The organism is Polynucleobacter aenigmaticus (assembly GCF_002206635.1).
In the GTDB taxonomy this organism is placed as follows: Bacteria; Pseudomonadota; Gammaproteobacteria; order Burkholderiales; family Burkholderiaceae; genus Polynucleobacter; species Polynucleobacter aenigmaticus.
The window spans coordinates 50,696-71,183 of sequence record NZ_NGUO01000002.1; the positions used below are offsets into that span (position 1 = coordinate 50,696).

16 protein-coding genes, 1 other RNA gene and 1 pseudogene are annotated in these 20,488 nt (G+C 47.2%); 2 read left to right on the forward strand and 16 right to left on the reverse strand.

Annotated features, from left to right (window positions below; genetic code table 11):
* Positions 1-85: 85 nt before the first annotated feature.
* From argC to rplM, 3 genes are all read right to left on the reverse strand, one after another.
* Positions 86-1,144, reverse strand: coding sequence for an N-acetyl-gamma-glutamyl-phosphate reductase (argC, locus tag CBI30_RS00840; protein ID WP_088526458.1), 1,059 nt, complete (start codon positions 1,142-1,144; stop codon positions 86-88).
* 134 nt (positions 1,145-1,278) lie between these two features.
* Complete coding sequence (gene rpsI / locus CBI30_RS00845; protein ID WP_088526459.1) at positions 1,279-1,680, reverse strand: 30S ribosomal protein S9; 402 nt, start codon at positions 1,678-1,680, stop codon at positions 1,279-1,281.
* 9 nt (positions 1,681-1,689) lie between these two features.
* A complete protein-coding gene (gene rplM / locus CBI30_RS00850; RefSeq protein ID WP_015422034.1) occupies positions 1,690-2,118 on the reverse strand; it encodes a 50S ribosomal protein L13 in 429 nt (142 codons plus the stop codon).
* A 410-nt stretch (positions 2,119-2,528) separates the two neighbouring features.
* Here rplM and CBI30_RS00855 point away from each other — a divergent pair, with 410 nt between their 5' ends.
* A complete protein-coding gene (locus tag CBI30_RS00855) occupies positions 2,529-2,951 on the forward strand; it encodes an OsmC family protein (RefSeq protein WP_088526460.1) in 423 nt (140 codons plus the stop codon).
* Here CBI30_RS00855 and rnpB read toward each other — a convergent pair.
* From rnpB to CBI30_RS00920, 13 genes and pseudogenes are all read right to left on the reverse strand, one after another.
* Positions 2,952-3,258, reverse strand: an RNA gene (gene rnpB / locus CBI30_RS00860) — RNase P RNA component class A.
* Positions 3,259-3,332: 74 nt separating this feature from the next.
* Positions 3,333-4,392: pseudogene (pyrC, locus tag CBI30_RS00865) on the reverse strand (dihydroorotase).
* Positions 4,393-4,410: 18 nt separating this feature from the next.
* Positions 4,411-5,730: a glycerate kinase type-2 family protein gene (locus CBI30_RS00870; RefSeq protein WP_088526461.1), complete on the reverse strand. Its 1,320-nt coding sequence runs from the start codon at positions 5,728-5,730 to the stop codon at positions 4,411-4,413.
* 9 nt (positions 5,731-5,739) lie between these two features.
* Complete coding sequence (locus CBI30_RS00875) at positions 5,740-7,563, reverse strand: ABCB family ABC transporter ATP-binding protein/permease (RefSeq protein WP_088526462.1); 1,824 nt, start codon at positions 7,561-7,563, stop codon at positions 5,740-5,742.
* Positions 7,564-7,584: 21 nt separating this feature from the next.
* Positions 7,585-8,031 (reverse strand): dihydroneopterin triphosphate diphosphatase, encoded by a 447-nt coding sequence (gene nudB, locus CBI30_RS00880; protein ID WP_088526463.1) that lies wholly within the window; start codon positions 8,029-8,031, stop codon positions 7,585-7,587.
* 22 nt (positions 8,032-8,053) lie between these two features.
* Positions 8,054-9,853 (reverse strand): aspartate--tRNA ligase, encoded by a 1,800-nt coding sequence (gene aspS, locus CBI30_RS00885; protein ID WP_088526464.1) that lies wholly within the window; start codon positions 9,851-9,853, stop codon positions 8,054-8,056.
* A 16-nt stretch (positions 9,854-9,869) separates the two neighbouring features.
* Positions 9,870-10,523: a DUF502 domain-containing protein gene (locus CBI30_RS00890; RefSeq protein ID WP_088526465.1), complete on the reverse strand. Its 654-nt coding sequence runs from the start codon at positions 10,521-10,523 to the stop codon at positions 9,870-9,872.
* A 64-nt stretch (positions 10,524-10,587) separates the two neighbouring features.
* A complete protein-coding gene (gene ubiB / locus CBI30_RS00895) occupies positions 10,588-12,174 on the reverse strand; it encodes a ubiquinone biosynthesis regulatory protein kinase UbiB (protein WP_088526754.1) in 1,587 nt (528 codons plus the stop codon).
* A 6-nt stretch (positions 12,175-12,180) separates the two neighbouring features.
* Positions 12,181-12,798, reverse strand: coding sequence for a ubiquinone biosynthesis accessory factor UbiJ (locus tag CBI30_RS00900; protein ID WP_088526466.1), 618 nt, complete (start codon positions 12,796-12,798; stop codon positions 12,181-12,183).
* A gap of 52 nt (positions 12,799-12,850) precedes the next feature.
* Positions 12,851-13,768 carry a Tim44 domain-containing protein gene (locus CBI30_RS00905; RefSeq protein ID WP_088526755.1) on the reverse strand — a complete coding sequence of 306 codons (918 nt, stop codon included), beginning with the start codon at positions 13,766-13,768 and terminating at the stop codon, positions 12,851-12,853.
* A gap of 56 nt (positions 13,769-13,824) precedes the next feature.
* A complete protein-coding gene (gene ubiE, locus CBI30_RS00910) occupies positions 13,825-14,568 on the reverse strand; it encodes a bifunctional demethylmenaquinone methyltransferase/2-methoxy-6-polyprenyl-1,4-benzoquinol methylase UbiE (RefSeq protein ID WP_088526467.1) in 744 nt (247 codons plus the stop codon).
* A 28-nt stretch (positions 14,569-14,596) separates the two neighbouring features.
* Complete coding sequence (locus CBI30_RS00915) at positions 14,597-14,983, reverse strand: gamma-butyrobetaine hydroxylase family protein (protein ID WP_088526468.1); 387 nt, start codon at positions 14,981-14,983, stop codon at positions 14,597-14,599.
* Positions 14,983-18,822, reverse strand: coding sequence for a DUF3683 domain-containing protein (locus CBI30_RS00920; protein WP_088526756.1), 3,840 nt, complete (start codon positions 18,820-18,822; stop codon positions 14,983-14,985). The genes CBI30_RS00915 and CBI30_RS00920 overlap by 1 nt, the downstream gene beginning before the upstream one ends.
* 135 nt (positions 18,823-18,957) lie before the next feature.
* On the opposite strand from CBI30_RS00920, the gene ilvA reads away from it, so the two are divergent.
* A complete protein-coding gene (gene ilvA, locus CBI30_RS00925) occupies positions 18,958-20,478 on the forward strand; it encodes a threonine ammonia-lyase, biosynthetic (RefSeq protein WP_088526469.1) in 1,521 nt (506 codons plus the stop codon).
* Positions 20,479-20,488: the final 10 nt, after the last annotated feature.

A 20,488-nucleotide genomic window follows, 5' to 3' on the forward strand; every position in this document is an offset into this window, starting at 1 on the left:
GGTTTACTCCTAAATCAAAAAGGCAATGGTTTATTTTAGACTTTTAATGCCAAGCTTGCTGAAGGGTCTTTCCCTGCTGCCCCTATTATGGGGAAACAGCAATCTGCGTCAATCCAGTGGTCTCAGGCAAGCCAAACATTAGATTCATGCACTGCACGCCCTGGCCTGAAGCACCTTTCACCAGGTTATCCTCGACTACCAAAATGACTAAAGTATCGCCACCGCCTGGACGATGGATGGCAATTCGCAAGCCATTACTACCCCGCACGGAGCGCGTTTCTGGATGACTGCCAGCAGGCATGACGTCCACAAAGGGCTCACCTTGATAGAAGTCTTCATAGAGCTTCTGAAAGTCCACATCCATGCCAGCTTCAGTCAAACGCACATACAAGGTTGAATGAATACCTCTAATCATTGGAGTTAAATGCGGCACAAATGTCAGGCCAATATGCTCATGGCCAGCAATGGCTTTCAAGCCCTGTACGATTTCCGGAAGATGACGATGGCCTTTTACGGCATAGGCTTTGAAGTTATCACTGGATTCTGACAGCAAGGTGCCGATCTCAGCTTTACGTCCAGCACCAGAAGTGCCTGACTTAGAGTCGGAAATAATATGAGTGCCGTCGATCAACTGTTTACCACCAGTCGACTTTGGCGAAAGCAAGGGAGCCAAACCTAATTGCACCGATGTTGGGTAGCAACCAGCCAAGCCAACTACACGTGCTTTTTTGATAGCCTCACGATTTATTTCTGCCAAACCATATACAGCTTCAGCCAAAATTTCTGGGCAGCCATGCTCCATACCGTACCACTTGGCAAACTCTTTAACGTCTTTCAAACGAAAGTCTGCGGCCAGATCCAAAATCTTCACGCCGGCAGCTAATAGTTCTTTTGCTTGCGCCATGGCAACACCATGTGGCGTTGCAAAGAACACGACATCACATTCGCTCAACTTGGCCTCAGCCGGTGTCGTGAATTTCAGATCAATGCGACCACGTAGAGATGGGAACATCTCAGCTACTGGCATGCCAGCTTCGGTGCGAGAAGTAATGGCCTGGATCGTTACATCGGGGTGTTGCGCCAAGAGACGCAACAATTCCACTCCGGTGTACCCAGTTCCGCCTACGATGCCAACTTTAATCATGTCACTCTCCAAAATGCGCTATATCGAAATTATCTTATAGAGCTTAATACTTGATTCTTACAGCTTGCTTAATTGTGGAAACAAAAAGGGCCGCTTGCGCGACCCTTTCAATAATACTAAGCGACTGAAAGAAATTAGCGCTTGCTGAACTGCTTACGACGACGCGCACCGTGCAGACCAACCTTCTTACGCTCAACTTCACGGGCATCGCGAGTTACCAAACCTGCTTTAGACAGGGCTGGCTTCAAAGTGATGTCGTAATCCATCAATGCACGAGTAACGCCGTGACGAACTGCACCAGCTTGGCCAGTTTCACCACCACCAGAAACGTTTACTTTGATATCAAAGGTCGTTAAATGGGCTGTGAGCACCAAAGGCTGACGAGCAATCATGCGCGATGTTTCACGAGCAAAATACGCATCGATAGGCTTACCGTTAACAATGATATCGCCCTTGCCAGATTTAATAAATACACGTGCCACAGAACTCTTGCGACGACCAGTACCGTAATTCCAATTTCCGTAATTAATAGCCATTTGGTTTCCTTAAATCTCTAACGCTTTTGGCTGTTGAGCCGCATGCGGATGACTGGCGTCGCCATAGACTTTTAATTTCTTAATCATGGCATAGCCTAGTGGGCCTTTTGGCAACATACCCTTCACAGCCTTCTCCAAAGCGCGACCTGGGAAACGGTCCTGCATTTTGTCGAAGTTAGTCGAGCTAATACCGCCTGGGTATCCGCTGTGACGGTAATAAATTTTGTTCAAGCCTTTTGTGCCTGTAACACGCAGCTTAGAAGAGTTGATGACAACAATAAAGTCGCCTGTATCAACGTGTGGGGTGTATTCAGGTTTATGCTTGCCGCGTAGACGGAGTGCCACTTCACTGGCGACACGACCGAGGACTTTGTCCGTAGCGTCAATCACGAACCATTCATGCACTACCTCATGGGATTTTGCAGAAAAAGTTTTCATGATTTCTCAAATTGTTATAGTCAAAAAAAAATTACTCCAACCAAACTACGTCCACCTTGGCCCTGCTTATATTTGCAAGCTCGCAGATTCTGTAATTCACTTGGTACAACAATTACCGCTGACTGGTTCGGTAATTCAGTAAAGCCTTGAATTGTAACCCAAAAAAAACCCAGGAACTAGTCCTGGGTTGGAATCCACCTATGTTTTAAGTGGAGGAGACACTGGGAGGTAAGTCGTAGTCTTATATAAGACTAACTACCAATATGGTTATTCTACACAAGATATATGGTGCAACGCAAGATAATTGACCAAAATCAATTTTTTGATGTTTTTTAGCTAAAACGCATTTGTTTGGATCTTGATAAACTATTGATAATATTGATTAATTTAGTAAGTTAGGGGTCACTAATATGGAATGTCGAGTATCTTGGTTGGGTAATGGCGGGATGGCTTTTTCCGCAGAAACAGGCAGTGGTCACCTTGTAAACATGGATGGCCCACCCGAAGCAGGCGGCCAAAATAGTGCTCCAAGGCCTATGGAGTTGATTTTGGCTGGAACTGGGGGATGCTCAGCATTTGATGTGGTTTTAATCCTACAGCGTGCCAAACAAGCAATTAGTGCTTGTGACGTTAAGCTGACTGCTGAACGGGCAGAAGTAGAGCCAAAAGTCTTCACAAAAATTAATCTGCACTTTACGGTGACTGGCAAAGACTTGGAACGGGCTAAGGTTGAACGGGCCGTCAAGTTATCTCACGAAAAATATTGCTCAGCGACCAGTATGTTGGCCAAAACTGCTGAAATCACCTACAGCATTGATATCGTTTCTGAATAAGTGCAGAGTCAATCGATAAGCCGGATTCTGTCGCCTAGATTTGCATCTAGGGGCAATCATTCCTCTAGGCCGGCAGTTACCTGACGGCTCAAGCTCCCTACCCGCAGACTCAGCGGATCGCCTCATCGCCTGCTTACTTGGGATTGCTCCGGGTGGAGGTTACCGCGTTTCACCGTAACTAAATACGCTCGTCTCTGTGGCCCTATTCCTCACGTCGCCGTGGATGGTCGTTAACCATCACCCTATCCTATGGAGTCCGGACTTTCCTCCCCCTCAATAAAGAGGCGGCGATTGCCCAATTGACTCTGCGACTGCAGTCTAACGCAGTCGCAGAAATTTAACCTAAAAAAACTAAAAAACAGGAATGAGAATAGAGCGGGTCTAAACCAATGACCAGGCAATGGTTTCGCCAGCACGCAGTGGGACGATAGTTTCTTCCCCTAGGGGTAGCTCAGACGGAATACTCTGCGTCTGCTTCAGCAAGGAGATAGTTTTAGTATTGCGTGGCAAAGTATAAAAAATCGGGGCCAAAGAAGCTGGCAAAGCCCTCAAGCTTATCTAGCTTGCCAACACTCTCAAATGCTTCGGCATACAAACCTAAGGCATTAAATGCACTGTAGCAACCCGCACATCCACAAGCAGCCTCTTTCGCGCCCTTAGAGTGAGGCGCACTATCAGTGCCCAGGAAAAATCTTGGGCTGCCACTAGTGGCCGCTTCGAGCAGAGCTACGCGGTGCTCTTCACGCTTCAGAACTGGCAAGCAGTAATTATGGGGACGAATACCGCCTGCAAAAATGGCATTACGGTTCATGAGCAAATGTTGTGGCGTGATGGTAGCGGCTAAACTATTTTTTCCACCGGTTTGTGCATCACGAACATAGTGCGCAGCTTGCTTGGTAGTGATATGTTCAAAAACAATTTTAAGTTCAGGGAAGTCTTTACGCAAAGGATGGAGAACCTGATCAATAAATACCGCTTCGCGATCAAAGATATCAATCTCAGGACTAGTGACCTCGCCATGCACTAGCAATGGCATTCCAAGGGCCTGCATTGCCTCAAGCGCAACATAGCAACGTTTAATATCACTGACACCAGCATCACTATTAGTTGTGGCACCAGCGGGGTAAAGCTTAAATGCAGCAATACCTCCCGCTCTCGCCTTCCGAACTTCATCAGCGGAAGTATTGTCTGTGAGGTACAAAGTCATCAATGGTGTAAAGCCGTCAATACCTAAAGATTTGAGATTCACTTCAATCCGAGCACGATAGGCATTTGCCAAATCTACCGTGGTCACCGGCGGCCTCAAATTCGGCATGATGATGGCGCGAGCAAATTGACGCGCAGTATCCGCTAACACATCCCTCATGACCTCACCATCACGAATGTGTAAATGCCAGTCATCTGGTTGGATCAATTGGATTTGAGTTGGGCTAGTAGGCATGTATTGATATTGACTGAATTAATTAAGCAAGATGATGCGGAAATCATTCACATTAGTAAGTGTAGGGCCAGTTTCCACTAAAGCACCTAATTGGGCAAAAAAACCATAGCAATCATGTCGCTCTAAATATTGGGTAGGAAGCAAACCTTGTTCCCCTGCAGTCTGCCGGATTATGGGGGTAAACCAAGCACCAGCATTCTGTTCACTACCATCAATACCGTCAGTATCGGCAGCCAAAGCCGCCATCTTTGGAAGATCTGCGGAAGCAGCAAAGAGTGAGAGCAAATATTCGCTGCAACGTCCACCGCGCCCTTGAAGGCCTGCGGGGATAGTTACCGTACACTCTCCGCCAGAGATGAGGGCTAATCGTTTGTCAGTCTGATTCGCCAAATGCTCACGTGCCATTGCTGCCTGAGTAACACCCACATCTTGCGCCTCACCTGTAATGGTGTCACCCAATATCACAGGCTCGTATCCTTGAGTGCGGATATAGTCTGCTGCGGCCTCAAGACTTTTATAAGCCGTGGCAATCACATGATTATTCACTGGGGCATTTTGCACATCGCCCGCTTTTAATGTCTCCGGCACTTCACCGGCAAGGCCGCGATTCAAATGGAGCAAAACAGATGCAGGGATCGGACCCTCACCTAAACTATATTTAGCGAAAATATCCAAGGCATCCTGATAAGTGGAATAGTCTGCTGCGCATGGGCCACTTGCAATATCTGCCGGAGAATCGCCAGTCACATCTGAAATTAATAAGGCCTCTACTCGAGTACCTCTCGCAATAGCCACTCTGGCTAAGTTGCCCCCCAAGACAGCAGACAAGTGTTTGCGCACTACATTCATTTCCTCAATAGGCGCCCCCGAACGCAACAAAGCCTCCGTAGTCTGTCGCATATCCTCAATACTGATACCTACTTGCGGTAATGTTAGCAAGCTAGACCCGCCCCCAGAGACAAGTGCTATCAAAACATCGCCAGCCTGTAGTTCACTTACTAAGCGATGGATCTCTTTGGCGCCATCCATGCCCGCTTGGTCTGGGACGGGGTGCCCCGCTTCAATAATTCGAATATGCGTAGTTGGCGAACCGTGGCCATAACGAGTCAACACCACACCCTCAATATCAACTTGAGGCCAATGGGATTTTGCATAAGACTCTAATGCGCTAGCCATGGAGGCGCTGGCTTTGCCAGCACCCACCACAACACATCTTCCTATAGGCTCGCACCGAACAGGGAATATCTTCGCTAAATATTGCGGCACAATAATCTGTGGATCAGCTACCGCTAACGCGGCTAGAAAAGCATTTTTTAGAATAGTTTCTTGCTGGCTCATCAGGATATTCTAATCAAGAGCGGTGCGCTCTTGCATTTGCCACATCTCAGCATACCGACCATTGGCGGACAAAAGCTCGCTATGTGTTCCACGTTCTACTATCTGACCATGATCCATCACCAAAATTTGATCAGCATGAACAATAGTTGAAAGTCGATGCGCAATAATTAAGGTAGTGCGATTTTTGGCAAGGCCCAGCAACTCCTCCTGAAACGCACGCTCTGTCTTGGAGTCCAAGGCTGAAGTAGCCTCATCAAAAATCAGCATGGCAGGCTTCTTTAGCAATGTTCGCGCAATGGCAACGCGCTGCTTTTCGCCGCCGGACAACTTCAGACCACGCTCGCCTACTTGCGTGTCATAGCCGTCTGGCAGGCGCTTAATAAAGCCATCAATCTGCGCAGCTCTAGCTGCCTCATGTACTTCTCCGATCGAGGCATGTGGATTTCCATAGGCGATGTTGTAACCAATGGTGTCATTAAATAGAACTGTGTCTTGCGGAACAATGCCAATCGCCTTACGCAGACTGGCCTGAGTTACATCCACAATATTCTGATCATCGATCAGGATCTTGCCTGATTGAACATCATAAAAACGGAACAGTAGCCGGGCCAAGGTACTCTTACCTGCGCCACTTTGCCCTACTACTGCAGTAATCGTTCCGGCTGGAATATTAAAACTCACATCATGCAGAATTTCTCGCTTGGCATCATAGTGAAAAGAAACATTCTCAAAACGAACATCGGGGCCACGCCCTTGATTGCTAATCTGCAAAGGCTGAGCATTAGGTGCATCAGCAATCTCTTTATCCGTATTTAAGAGGGAGAACATCCGATCCATATCGGTGAGCGCTTGTTTAATCTCCCGATAGATCACACCCAAGAAATTCAGCGGAATGTAAAGTTGAATCATCAAAGTATTGACCAGCACTAAATCACCTAGGGTCATAGATCCATCAATGACACCCAAGGTTGCACGCCACAAAATCATAACTAATCCCACTGCAATAATGGTTTGCTGACCAAAATTTAGCAGCGCCAAAGATTTTTGGGATTTGACTGCGGCGGCCTGATAGCGCACGAGATTTTGATCGTAGCGACTAGCTTCGAACGCCTCATTGCCAAAATACTTCACTGTCTCGAAATTCAACAAGGAATCAATCGCTTTCTGATTCGCTTTTGAGTCCATATCGTTCATGGTGCGACGGAAATGGGTACGCCACTCAGTCACAACCACCGTGAAGCCAATATATAAAACTAAGGCGACTAAAGTAATTGCCGCAAACCAAATGTCATATGCATAGGCAAAGTAGCCCAGTACGAGACAGAACTCAATCAGGGTTGGCAGAATACTGTAAAGCGAATAGGAGATCAGCGACTGGATACCGCGAGTACCACGCTCAATATCCCGACTTACTCCTCCAGTCTGGCGAGCCAAATGAAAACTGAGTGCCAAAGAGTGCAAATGCTCAAAGACTTGCAGGGCCACTTTACGAACTGCATTTTGAGTCACACGGGCAAAGAGAGATTCACGAAGCTCTGTAAATAAAGAGGCGGAGATTCTTAATAGGCCATAAGCCAATATCAATCCAGTGGGCACTACTAGTAAAGCTTGTGGAGAATCTGCTTTGATATTGAGGGCGTCAATCAAATGCTTCATCAAAATCGGGATGCCAAGGTTGGTGACCTTAGCAGCAACTAAGCATGTCAGAGCAATCGCAACTCTAAATTTGTATTCCAGTAGATAGGGAAGTAAATCACGAATGACTTTCCAGTCGCTTCCCTGTGCAGGCTTGGAGTCTCCTGCCGAATGGTGATGCCCAGATGAATGTCTCATCGCTCTATCTTAGTCACTTATTTATGTAGATGCAGAGAGCAACTGCAGAATTGCCTCGCCATTGCTACGGGAAAAACATTTACTGGCTGCCTCTTCAAAGGGAAGCCATTGATAGGCCACATGCTCTCTTGGGGCTAATGTGATTTGGACATTCCCTGGCACCATTAATGAAAACCAATGCTCAGTATTTCTAGTCACTCCAGGAGCGTAGCGATGGCGCCACCGAGGATAAATCTCATACTCAATTTGATGGCGCATATTTTGCAAGGAGTTGACTGGGAGGCTTTTAACATCAATACCCGTTTCCTCTAGGACTTCTCGCGCCGCAGCTAGGGCAAGGTCTTCATCAATAGCGTCCAAACTGCCGGTAACAGACTGCCAGAAGTTCGTTTTATCAGCCCGCTCTATTAGCAAGACCTCCCCATTCGATTGATAGATAACCACTAAAACCGAAATGGGGATTTTCAAGATACTCTAAATACTTTCCTGCTTAAGCAGTTGGGGTCGCTTGACGCAAACGAATATGCAGCTCTTTCAATTGACGCTCGTCAACTGGGCTAGGAGCCTGAGTAAGTAAGCACTGCGCACGTTGTGTTTTAGGGAAAGCAATCACATCACGAATAGACTCAGCACCAGTCATCATCGTAACGATACGATCTAAGCCGAATGCAATACCACCATGCGGAGGCGCACCATACTGCAACGCATCTAATAAGAATCCGAACTTCGCCTGAGCTTCTTCAGCGCCAATCTTCAACGCGCGGAATACCTGGCTCTGCACTGCCTCTTGGTGAATACGGACTGAACCACCACCAATTTCGCTACCGTTAAGAACCATGTCATATGCTTTGGCCAAACACTTGCCTGGATTAGATTCAAGATACTGCATATGCTCATCTTTAGGGCTGGTAAACGGATGATGGCAAGCTACCCAACGGGCTTCGCCTTCATCGTAATCAAACATCGGGAAATCAACTACCCACAATGGTTTCCAACCCTCAATAGAGAGACCGTGTGCCTTACCCCAAGCGGAGTGGCCAATCTTCAAACGCAGACCGCCGATAGCATCATTCACTACTTTTTCTTTATCAGCGCCGAAGAAAATAATATCGCCGTCTTTAGCGCCTGTGCGCTTCAAGATGCCTTCGATTGCAGCATCATGCAAGTTCTTTACGATAGGAGATTGCAAACCATTACGGCCTTCTGCAACGGAGTTCACCTTAATCCATGCCAAACCTTTGGCGCCATAGATAGCCACAAACTGGGTGTAGTCATCGATTTCACTACGACTAATTTCAGAGCCGCCTGGAACACAGAGACCCACAACACGACCACCCTCTTGATTGGCTGCACCAGAGAAGACTTTGAAATCCACATCTTTCATTAAGTCAGTCAATTCGGTGAACTCAAAGTTGATGCGAAGATCCGGCTTATCAGAACCAAAGCGCGCCATACCCTCAGAGTAAGGCATGGTTGGGAATGGGTTCGGCAACTCTACATTCATGGTGGTTTTGAAGATATGGCGAATCATGTTTTCAAACAATTCACGAATTTCTATCTCATCCAAGAAAGCGGTTTCACAGTCGATCTGAGTGAATTCAGGCTGACGGTCAGCGCGCAAATCTTCATCACGGAAACACTTGGTAATTTGGTAGTAGCGATCAAAGCCAGCAACCATCAATAACTGCTTAAACAGCTGAGGAGATTGTGGCAAAGCAAAAAACTGACCGTCATGAACACGGGATGGCACTAAATAATCGCGCGCACCTTCAGGAGTGCTCTTCGTCAACATAGGAGTCTCAATATCGATGAAACCAGCAGCATCTAAGTAACGACGGGATTCCATGGCAACGTTGTAACGCAGACGCAAATTCTTTTGCATCTGCGGGCGACGCAAATCTAAAACGCGGTGGGTTAAGCGAGTCGTCTCAGATAAATTCTCGTCTTCCAATTGGAATGGAGGGGTGATGGAGGCATTCAATATCACCAAGCTATGGCAAAGCACTTCAATCTTGCCGCTGACCAAATCATTGTTCTCGGTGCCAGTAGGACGCGCACGCACCAGACCTTTAACCTGAATACAAAACTCATTACGAACCTGTTCAGCCAAAGCAAACATGTCTGGGCGATCTGGATCACACACTACCTGCACAAAACCTTGATGATCTCGCAAGTCAATAAAGATCACGCCACCGTGGTCGCGGCGACGATTCACCCAACCAGAGAGGGTTACTTCTTGACCAATGAGTGATTCAGTTACCTGACCGCAGGTATGGCTTCGCATCGACATAACAATTTCCTATAAATCAAAGATGATGGTTTGACACAATAGCGGTCAAACCAGTTGAACTGGTGGGAGGAACGGATCCCATTGAAACAATGTGCTTGAGCGCCTCTTCGACGCTCATCTCCAATTCAATGGTGTGCGCACGTGGGACGATCATAAAAAATCCAGAAGTTGGATTTGGGGTGGTTGGTAAAAATACATTTACATAGTCTTCACCCAGTTTTGCAGCAACCTCTCGTGCGGGTACGCCCGTCTGAAATGCAATCGCCCAAGAATCTGCGTGCGGATAGCGGATCAGTAACGCTTTACTAAAGGCTTGGCCGTTGCCAGAAAATAGGGTCGACGAAACTTGTTGAACGCTGGAATAAATGGATCGGACAATCGGAATACGATTCATCAGACGATCCCACACTTTCATCCACCACTGTCCAGCAAAACTAATGGCGAGCAGACCGGTCATCATAATCACGAAAACAACAATCAAAATACCGACGCCAGGTAATTCGCGGAAATGCTGTAGATCGTTGGCAAACTGATTTGGGAATACGGCAATGATGGCATGCATCACGGAGCCAAAAACACCATCGAGCAGACCCAGGCCCCATGCAATCACCCAAATGGTGATTGACATCGGTGCCCACACCAGAATGCCCGCAATAAAGTATTTTTTCATATGCCTATGCTTGTGCTTTGCCTAACCTGGCATTTTAGCGGGTTAAGAGGTGACAGGCGACAGACTAATAAAGACCAAGGCCGATGAGCAAAATCCCAGCCAAAAATCCGCCTGCGAACAACAAAGCCCCAACTAACAGGCGATGTGCACGCCTTTCCTGCAATAAAAGGCCTTTCAAGACCTCTAATTCAGCGTTTTGCTCCCTTTGAGGGGTGCGTGCTTGCGCCAAACTCTCTGCAATCAGGCGGGGCAAGGTTGGCAAAATTTGAGCCCAGCTTGGCGCCTCAGCCTTGATGCCATCAACCAAAGCCCTCCAACCGAGCTGCTGACTGATCCATTTTTCCAAAATTGGCTTGGCAGTCTTCCAGAGATCGAGATCGGGATCTAACTGACGAGCAAGCCCCTCTACGTTCAATAAAGTCTTCTGTAGCAAAGTGAGTTGCGGCTGAATCTCCACCTTAAAACGGCGGGAAGTTTGGAACAAACGCATCAGCACGATCCCTAAGGAGATTTCTTTTAGAGGACGGTCAAAGTAAGGCTCACAAACAGAACGTACTGCGCCCTCAAGCTCCTCTACCCGGGTATTGGCAGGAACCCAACCAGATTCAATATGTAATTCAGCAACACGGCGGTAATCACGATTAAAAAAGGCAAGGAAATTTAATGCTAAATAACTTTTATCGGACTGACTCAGTGCACCAACAATGCCGAAATCTAAAGAAATAAATCGGCCAAATGTTTCTGGCTCGAGGCTAATCATGATATTTCCAGGATGCATATCTGCATGAAAGAAACCGTGCTCAAATACTTGTGTAAAAAATATTTCTACGCCATCTGCAGCAAGTTTTTTAAAGTCAATACCAGCAGCGCGCAACTCTGCAGTGCGCCCAATGGAAATGCCATCCATCTTTTCCATCACGATGACATTGGTATGGCATAAATCCCAATACATCTCCGGGATCATTAACTTCTGAGAGTCAACAAAATAACGACGTAACTGACTTGCGTTTGCTGCCTCGCGCATGAGATCTAATTCATCATGCAAATACGTATCAAATTCTGCAACGTTCTCACGAGGCTTTAAGCGACGACCATCCTCTGAAACTCTCTCAACAATTTTTGCCAAGTCATATAACAAAGCAAGGTCGCCATCAATAATTGGCAAAATACCAGGACGCAAGACCTTGACTGCTACAGCACGGCCCTCCCACTCAGGATGTTTTTCAGTACCGCGCAATAAACCAAAGTGCACTTGAGCCACAGAGGCGCTGGCCACAGGAGTAGCATCAAAACTAATAAATACTTCTTCAATAGTTTGTCCAAGCGCCCGCTCAATCAAGCGACAAGACTCGTCATTAGAAAATGGAGGCACTTGATCCTGCAATTTCGCCAATTCATTGGCAATATCTTCGGGCAACAAATCTCGGCGAGTAGAGAGTACTTGTCCAAACTTTACAAAGATTGGACCAAGTACCTCTAGAGTCAAGCGAATACGTTCGCCTCTAGGTAAAGATTCACCTGGGGAGGTCCAGCAAATGATGGTTAATGCTCCACGACGAATGCCGGGCTTCAGAATATCTCGTAGTAGTGGTAGCAAGCCATAACGCCATGCGGTAAAGAAAATAAAGGAAAGGCGAGCAAGGCGACGCACGATCAATTAACCTTTTCGCTCTAGAAGTTGGATGCGTTTTTCCATGCGATCAACTGCATCACGCAAGACATTCAATTCATTTTTGCGAATCATAAAATCTCTTTTATTTAAAAGTACTTTTCTTTCTTCGCTGACATACTCCACCACATTCCCTAGCAAGTCAGAAGCAGCTGATCGTCCTGCAGAAATCAATTTCTTACCCTGACTCACGGCGAAGTTAGCGGGTGCATCACCAATCAAACGTGCCAAGTCTTCTTCATACTCCCAGCGAATCTGTCCTGCTAAGCGTCCCAGCAATTGCGCTAAGTCTGCATCGCCAGTAATCCTGACCGACTTCATTGCCTGCTCTCGTAAGCCTCCAGAACCGCCTGCAAGAGCACTCATTACCTCAGCGGAAATATCCAATTCCAGAGAGGGTGCATCAAATTCTGCTGAAGGAGCTAAAGAACCCTTGAGAGTCAACTCAAAACAAAGATTGCCAACAGGCAGCTTCACCAAAATGACTTTGCCTGCATGTCGCGCAAGCTCAGCCATTGCCCATGGCTCTGCCATTAGGACATGATTAATCCCTCGGCAAGCGGCAGCAGCTGCAATATGGTGAGTAGCGGGAGTTGCGGTGGTCATCAGTGTAAAAAACCCGCACAAGTGCGGGCTTTCAGTGGAAAGTACCTCAAGCTTAAACCAACTGAGAGATACCCGCCAGTACCCAGCCTCCAGGGCCAGTTACTGGCTTGCTGAGGTTCCAAATTTCAGAGAAATTATTTGCCTGGGCACCTGCTTGCTCACGAATCATGCCAGTGAACTGCACGCTACAGTAATACATATTGTTAATTGTCTCAATTCCCAATAATTGCGCATTAAGTGTAACGACATCAGTTTGATTGGCGCTATCGGCACGACCTGAAAGATCTTGCTCGATGGTAGCGAACATCTCGGGGGTGGTGAACTCACGCAATGCAGTTAAGTCACCTTGATCCCATGCTTTTTGCAAACCTGAGAAATATTGCTTCGCATTCTCTAAAAATGCGTATTCATCAAATCCTGGCGGCAGGGTTGACTGAAACGGTGCAGGCTCAGCGGCAAGGCCACCAAAAGCATTGGCAGCAGGTGTAAATGCAGGCTCCTGCCTTGGTGCCTGGTCCACATTGGTCCGCTGCATTCCTTGTGAAGTAACTTGAGGAGCTTTATTTGCACCAGACAAAGCAGGCAACAACCTTCTCATTACAAACATGATGGCAAATCCAGCAAGGACCGCAATCAACAATCCAGTAATCAAAGAGGATGCAGCCTCACCCATGCCAAAGTGGGATAAAAGATACCCAATACCAAGTCCTGCAGCAAGTCCACCCAAGATGCCACCCATGCCGCCAAAGCGACTAGGTGCTGGTGCTTGAGGGGCTGCGGCTGGTGCAGTTGGTTGAGCTTGTTGGGCTGGCTTTTGTACAGGAGAAGCTTGCTTCTGTATAGGAGCACTTGGCGCTTTACCGATACTTCTACCGCCACCCAAACGCGCCGCATCAGCATGACCAACAGTAGCAAATATTAAGCTGACACTTAATAGGAATGCCTTGAAAAAATGCTTATGCTTATTCATATTTTTATCCCCCATAGAACAACTCTAACTCTTAACCGCTAAAAATTACCAATTCACTAGTATTTAATACCAATATGTAGCGCAACGATACCCCCAGTCATTCTATGGGTATCAACTTCATCAAAACCGACCCCCAACATGATTTCTTTCAGAGCCTGCGCATCTGGATGCATCCGAATGGATTCAGCCAAATAGCGATAACTCTCGGAATCTTGTGCAATCTTCTCACCCAGCCAAGGCAAGACCTTAAATGAATAGGTGTCATAAACGGGCTGTAAAAAAGCATCCGGCTTAGAGAACTCCAGCACTAAAACTCGACCCCCGGGCTTGATGACGCGAAGCATCTCTGCCAAAGCAACATCTTTGTGAGTCATATTTCTCAAACCAAATGCCACTGTCACCACATCAAAGTGATTAGCAGGAAATGGAATTTTTTCTGCATCAAACTGAACGCAAGGCAATGCCAAGCCTTTATCTAACAGACGGTCGCGGCCAACTCCCAGCATAGAAGCGTTGATATCACTTAACCAGACCTGAGCCTCAGTGTTATGACCCCAATCTGCTGCGCGCGCAAAGGCTGCTGCCAAGTCGCCTGTACCGCCGGCAATATCTAATACTTTTTGACCAGGACGTACTTGAGCGCGAGCAATAGTGACTTTTTTCCATAGCCGATGCAATCCAAATGACATCAAGTCATTCATCACATCATATTTACTAGCTACAGAATGAAATACTTCTGCAACCTTGCCGGCTTTTTCAGCTTCATCAACGCTTTGGTATCCAAAATGGGTCTTACTCATGTTCTTCTTTACTCTGCTGAAATAACCATTAATGACTACCGCATGAATGTCCACCAACATTCATGGGGGTATCACGATCTACACCAGCGGCAGCTAATTTTTCCAAATGCTCTTTCCATATCTGCTCATGGTTTTCGCATAAAAAGTGTAAGTAGTCCCAAGTATATAGACCGGAATCATGTCCATCAGAGAAAGAGGGCTTCAAAGCGTAGTGACCCACGGGCTCAATATTGGCAATTAAAACCTCACGCTTACCGGTTTGCAGGGTCTCCTGCCCAGGGCCGTGGCCCTGCACTTCAGCCGATGGTGACACTACTCTTAACAACTCAAAAGGGAGGCGATAGGTATTGCCATTGTCATAAGTGAGCTCTAACACTTTCGACTGCTGATGAACAACAACATTAATTGGGATCATTAAACCAATACCCTTTCGATTCCGCCTTGATTGGCTTTCGCAACATACTCTTGCATCCAATCAGGGCCCAATAATTTTTGAGCCATTTCAACCACTATGTAATCTGCCGTTGTATCGCTATCAGCATCAAAGCGAGTTAAGCCCTGCAAACAGGATGGACAGCTTGTCAGCACCTTGACCTCACCAGTGAAATCGCCTTTACGCAATTCATTAGCGCCCTTCTCCATTTCAATCTGCTTACGGAAGCGCACCTGCGTAGAAATATCTGGACGCGTCACTGCCAGCGTTCCAGCCTCACCACAGCAACGATCATTCTTCTGAATGGCTTTGCCATCTTCCAACTGAATCAGCTCATTCACCGTCTTGAGTGGATCTTGCAACTTCATTGGCGAGTGACATGGATCGTGATACATGTACTTCACACCAGTCACATTGGAAAGCTTGACACCCTTCTCCAGCAGATACTCATGAATATCGATAATGCGACAACCAGGAAAGATCAGTTCAAACTGATAGCCGGCCAACTGGTCGTAGCAAGTTCCACAAGAAACCACCACTGTCTTGATATCTAAATAGTTGAGGGTATTCGCAACGCGATGGAAGAGTACGCGATTGTCCGTAATCATCTTCTCCGCTTTATCGAAGTCGCCATTACCCCGCTGTGGATAACCACAACACAAGTAGCCCGGAGGCAATACCGTTTGAACACCTACATTCCACAGCATTGCCTGGGTTGCCAATCCCACCTGTGAAAACAAGCGCTCTGAACCGCACCCTGGGAAATAAAACACTGCCTCAGTGTCAGCGGAAGTCGTTTTTGGATCCCGAATAATCGGTACGTAATTTGCGTCCTCGATATCTAAGAGTGCACGAGCAGTTTTCTTAGGTAAGTTACCAGGCATTTTCTTATTGACAAAGAAAATCACCTGCTCTTTTAAGTTCGGCTTGGTTACCGTCGCGGGTGGGTGCGCAGTTTGTTTGCGCGCCAACTTCCGAAATACATCATTACCCAAGCGCTGAAGCTTGTAACCCCAGCCAATCATAGTCTTACGAACCAAGTTGATAGTATCTGGATCAGTAGCATTCAAGAACAGCATTGATGCTGCTGTTCCCGGATTAAAGCGTTGCTGCCCCATCTTGCGCAACAAGTTGCGCATGTTCATCGTGACATCACCAAAATCAATGTTGACAGGACAAGGCGTTAAACACTTATGACACACGGTGCAATGCGCCGCGACATCATCAAACATTTCCCAATGGCGAATCGATACGCCACGGCGTGTCTGCTCTTCGTATAAGAAAGCTTCGATCAACAAAGAAGTTGCCAAGATTTTATCGCGTGGACTGTAAAGCAAATTCGCCCGCGGTACATGGGTAGCGCACACTGGTTTGCACTTACCGCAACGCAAACAATCTTTCACACTATCAGCAATTGCGCCGATATCACTCTGCTGCATGATGATGGACTCGTGCCCCATCAAACCAAAGCTCGGAGTGTAAGCAATGCTGAGATCAGCATGCGGCATTAATTTGCCCTTGTTGAAGCGACCCTCAGGATCAACACGCATTTTGTAAGCGCGGAAATCTTTTAGTTCTGCTTCAGTTAAATACTCGAGCTTCGTAATACCAATCCCATGCTCACCCGAAATCACACCATCCAATGAGCGCGCGAGCTTCATGATCCGAGCAACGGCGCGATGAGCATCTTGCAACATCTCGTAGTCATCTGAGTTCACTGGAATATTGGTGTGAACATTGCCGTCACCAGCATGCATATGCAGCGCTACAAATACTCGTTTGCGCAAAATAGTTTTATGGATAGCTTCAAGTTCATTGAGGATGGGCTCGAATGCTAGGCCGCCAAAAATAATTCTGAGCTCAGCACGAACTTCTGTCTTCCAGGAGGCCCGCAGAGTGTAATTTTGCAGACCAGGGAAATACACATCCATCTGCGTAAGCCAATCAGACCAACGTGTACGCACATTAGTAATGAGTTCAAGTGCCTGCTGCACGCGATCACCCAAAATTTCGGCAGTCGGGATTTCGTAATCTTCAGTCGCCTTACCTAATGGCAATGCACTCTTTTTCAAGAATGCTTCAAGGCCATCCAAAACTTGTAATTTATTTTTGAGGGAGAGCTCAATATTGATGCGCTCAATACCGTTGGTGTACTCACCCATACGCGGCAATGGGATCACCACATCTTCATTGATCTTAAAAGCATTGGTATGGCGAGCAATTGCAGCGGTGCGGGCACGATCTAACCAAAACTTCTTGCGCGCTTCAGCACTAACAGCCACAAAGCCTTCGCCAACCCGATTATTAGCCATACGAACAACTTCACTAGTCGCTGCAGCTACGGCCTCTTCATCATCACCAGCAATATCGCCAATCAATACCATTTTAGGTAAGGCATTGCGTTTGGACTTAGTGGAGTAGCCAACCGCCCTCAAATAGCGATCATCCAAGTGTTCCAAGCCAGCCAAAATAGGGCCGCCATTTTTAGTCAAACCATCAATGTAAGCCTTAATTTCTACAATGCTCGGAATGGCTTCTTGTGCTTGACCAAAAAACTCCAGGCAAACAGTGCGCATGTATTTCGGCATGCGATGCAAGATCCAAGTAGCGCTGGTAATCAAACCATCACAACCTTCCTTTTGAACGCCAGGTAAGCCTGATAAAAACTTATCAGTCACATCCTTACCTAGACCTTCTTTACGGAAGCGTTTACCCTCTACTTCCAGAATTTCTGTTTTTAAGATTCGTTGGCCTGGCTCACTTGAACCATCAGACCAAGTTAACTGAAAGCGAACTTTTTCTGCGACGTGGATTTTTCCCAGATTGTGATCTAGACGTTCAACATCTAACCAATTGCCCTCTGGATCCACCATGCGCCAGCTAGCCAAGTTGTCTAAGGCTGTGCCCCAGAGAACTGCCTTCTTGCCACCGGCATTCATAGCAATATTGCCACCAATACAGCTGGCATCTGCAGAAGTAGGGTCGACCGCAAACACAAGCCCAGAGCGCTCTGCAGCATCTGAAACTCTGCGCGTAACAACACCAGCACCCGTAAAGATCGTCGAAACTTCATGATCTACACCAGGCAAACGCTTCACCTTGACGCCGTCAATTTGCTCCAGCTTCTCAGTATTAATGACTGCTGACATGGCATACAGCGGAATGGCGCCACCGGTATAACCAGTGCCCCCTCCGCGTGGAATAATCGTCAAACCTAATTCAACACAGGCCTTCACTAAACCCGGGATTTCAGATTCGTAATCCGGCTTGAGAACCACGAGTGGAAACTCAACACGCCAGTCAGTTGCATCAGTCACATGCGCTGCTCGAGAGACGCCATCAAAACAAATGTTGTCAGAAGCAGTAATGCGACCAAGCTCCTTACGAGCACGCTTTCGAATCTCAGTAACCTCTTTAAAGCCCCGCTCGAAACTTTCGACAGCCTGATGCGCGGCCTTTAATAGGACTTGAACTTGCTCAGCAGACTCCCCGCTCGATCTTTTCTTCACTTCGCCAAGGCGATGCCATAGTGCATCAATCAATAATTGGCGACGATTGGCGTTATCCAACAGATCGTCTTGCAAGAAGGGGTTGCGTTGAACCACCCAAATATCGCCTAGCACCTCGAACAGCATGCGAGCTGAACGGCCGGTGCGACGAACCCCACGCAAATCATTCAGAACGCGCCAAGACTCCTCGCCCAGTAAGCGAATTACGATTTCACGATCGGAAAAAGAGGTGTAGTTATAGGGGATTTCGCGGAGGCGGGGCGAACCCGCCTCAGCATCTAGCAACTGGTTCAAAGCTAATGGAGCGTTCATAGCGTCATATTTGATAAATATGCATTTTAATTGAGGGATCTTGATATTGGCAGGAAACCAAGAAAGATGTTGGTCCAAGGCGATAAACCCTTGCAGATCTAAGGGCTTAGAGCCCATTCATGGTACGCTCATCGCATGGCAACGAACTATTTAAAGAAAATTTTATCGGCCCGAGTCTACGATGTGGCCAGGGAAACAGAGCTCCAAGTAGCCCCCGAACTCACCAAGCGCTTAGGTAACCAAGTTTTACTCAAAAGAGAGGATAACCAGCCGGTTTTCTCCTTCAAACTGCGTGGCGCCTATAACAAAATGGCGCATTTACCCCCAGAAGCCCTAAAACGGGGGGTTATCGCAGCCTCAGCAGGCAATCATGCCCAAGGCGTAGCCCTAGCGGCAGCAAAAATGAAGTGCAAAGCAGTCATCGTCATGCCCACAACCACTCCCAGCGTCAAAATCGATGCAGTAAAGGCCCGTGGCGGCCCGTGGGTTGAAGTGATCTTGCATGGCGAGTCCTATAGTGACGCTTTCAAATACTCCGAACTTTTAGAGAAAAAACGGGGCTTAACCTTCGTTCACCCTTTTGATGACCCGGATGTCATTGCTGGCCAAGGCACGATTGCCCTAGAAATCTTTCAGCAGCACCAAGAGCCGATCGATGCCATTTTTGTAGCCATTGGTGGTGGTGGCTTAATTGCCGGCATTGGTGAGTACGTCAAAGCAGTCAGCCCTAAGACCAAAGTTATCGGTGTTCAATCAGTAGATTCAGATGCGATGAGAAGATCTCTCGAAGCCAATAAGCGTATTGAAATGAAAGATGTCGGTCTTTTTTCAGATGGCACCGCAGTCAAACTTGTTGGCAAAGAAACCTTCCGGATTTGCAAACGCGTTGTAGATGACATCATCACTGTAGATACCGATGAAATCTGCGCAGCAATCAATGATGTATTTACTGACACGCGTAGCATTCTGGAGCCTGCTGGCGCCCTCGCCATTGCGGGCATGAAGAAGTATGTAGAAAAACATCGCCTTAAAAAGAAAACATTAGTGGCTGTTGCTTGCGGTGCCAACATGAACTTCAGCCGCTTACGCTTTGTAGCTGAGCGCGCTGACGTTGGTGAGTTCCGCGAAGCAGTTTTCGCAGTCACCATTCCTGAAGAGCGCGGATCCTTCAAACGCTTTTGTGAATTACTCGGCAATCGCAATGTAACGGAATTTAACTATCGCATCGCCGACCAAAGTGAGGCGCATATTTTTGTCGGCATTGGCACACAAAAAGCAGCGGATAGCGCGGCGATTGAAAAGCATTTCCGAAAGGCAAAATTTGCTACGATCGATCTAACCCATGATGAGCTAGCTAAATCCCATTTACGTCATATGGTTGGCGGTCGCTCCTCACTTGCAAAAGATGAGTTGCTTTATCGCTTTGAGTTTCCTGAGCGTCCGGGCGCCTTGATGAAGTTCCTCACCAGCATGGCGCCCAATTGGAATATCAGCCTTTTCCATTACCGTAATCACGGCGCCGACTATGGTCGCATCTTAGTTGGCCTGCAGGTGCCAAAAAATGAGCAGAAGAAATTCCAAAACTTCTTAGCTTCACTCGGTTATCCACATTGGAATGAGACTGATAACCCTGCTTATCGTCTGTTCCTTAAATGAGATGTAATTC

Excerpts from the sequence above, each read along its gene's own strand:
- CBI30_RS00855 (WP_088526460.1), top strand. The coding sequence starts at position 2,529 with ATGGAATGTCGAGTATCTTGGTTGGGTAATGGCGGGATGGCTTTTTCC.
- CBI30_RS00915 (WP_088526468.1), bottom strand. The coding sequence starts at position 14,983 with ATGATCCCAATTAATGTTGTTGTTCATCAGCAGTCGAAAGTGTTAGAG.
- CBI30_RS00870 (WP_088526461.1), bottom strand. The coding sequence starts at position 5,730 with ATGAGCCAGCAAGAAACTATTCTAAAAAATGCTTTTCTAGCCGCGTTA.
- CBI30_RS00905 (WP_088526755.1), bottom strand. The coding sequence starts at position 13,768 with ATGAATAAGCATAAGCATTTTTTCAAGGCATTCCTATTAAGTGTCAGC.
- ubiE (WP_088526467.1), bottom strand. The coding sequence starts at position 14,568 with ATGAGTAAGACCCATTTTGGATACCAAAGCGTTGATGAAGCTGAAAAA.
- rplM (WP_015422034.1), bottom strand. The coding sequence starts at position 2,118 with ATGAAAACTTTTTCTGCAAAATCCCATGAGGTAGTGCATGAATGGTTC.
- CBI30_RS00920 (WP_088526756.1), bottom strand. The coding sequence starts at position 18,822 with ATGAACGCTCCATTAGCTTTGAACCAGTTGCTAGATGCTGAGGCGGGT.
- CBI30_RS00900 (WP_088526466.1), bottom strand. The coding sequence starts at position 12,798 with ATGACCACCGCAACTCCCGCTACTCACCATATTGCAGCTGCTGCCGCT.
- rpsI (WP_088526459.1), bottom strand. The coding sequence starts at position 1,680 with ATGGCTATTAATTACGGAAATTGGAATTACGGTACTGGTCGTCGCAAG.
- CBI30_RS00875 (WP_088526462.1), bottom strand. The coding sequence starts at position 7,563 with ATGAGACATTCATCTGGGCATCACCATTCGGCAGGAGACTCCAAGCCT.
- CBI30_RS00890 (WP_088526465.1), bottom strand. The coding sequence starts at position 10,523 with ATGAAAAAATACTTTATTGCGGGCATTCTGGTGTGGGCACCGATGTCA.
- aspS (WP_088526464.1), bottom strand. The coding sequence starts at position 9,853 with ATGTCGATGCGAAGCCATACCTGCGGTCAGGTAACTGAATCACTCATT.
- ilvA (WP_088526469.1), top strand. The coding sequence starts at position 18,958 with ATGGCAACGAACTATTTAAAGAAAATTTTATCGGCCCGAGTCTACGAT.
- argC (WP_088526458.1), bottom strand. The coding sequence starts at position 1,144 with ATGATTAAAGTTGGCATCGTAGGCGGAACTGGGTACACCGGAGTGGAA.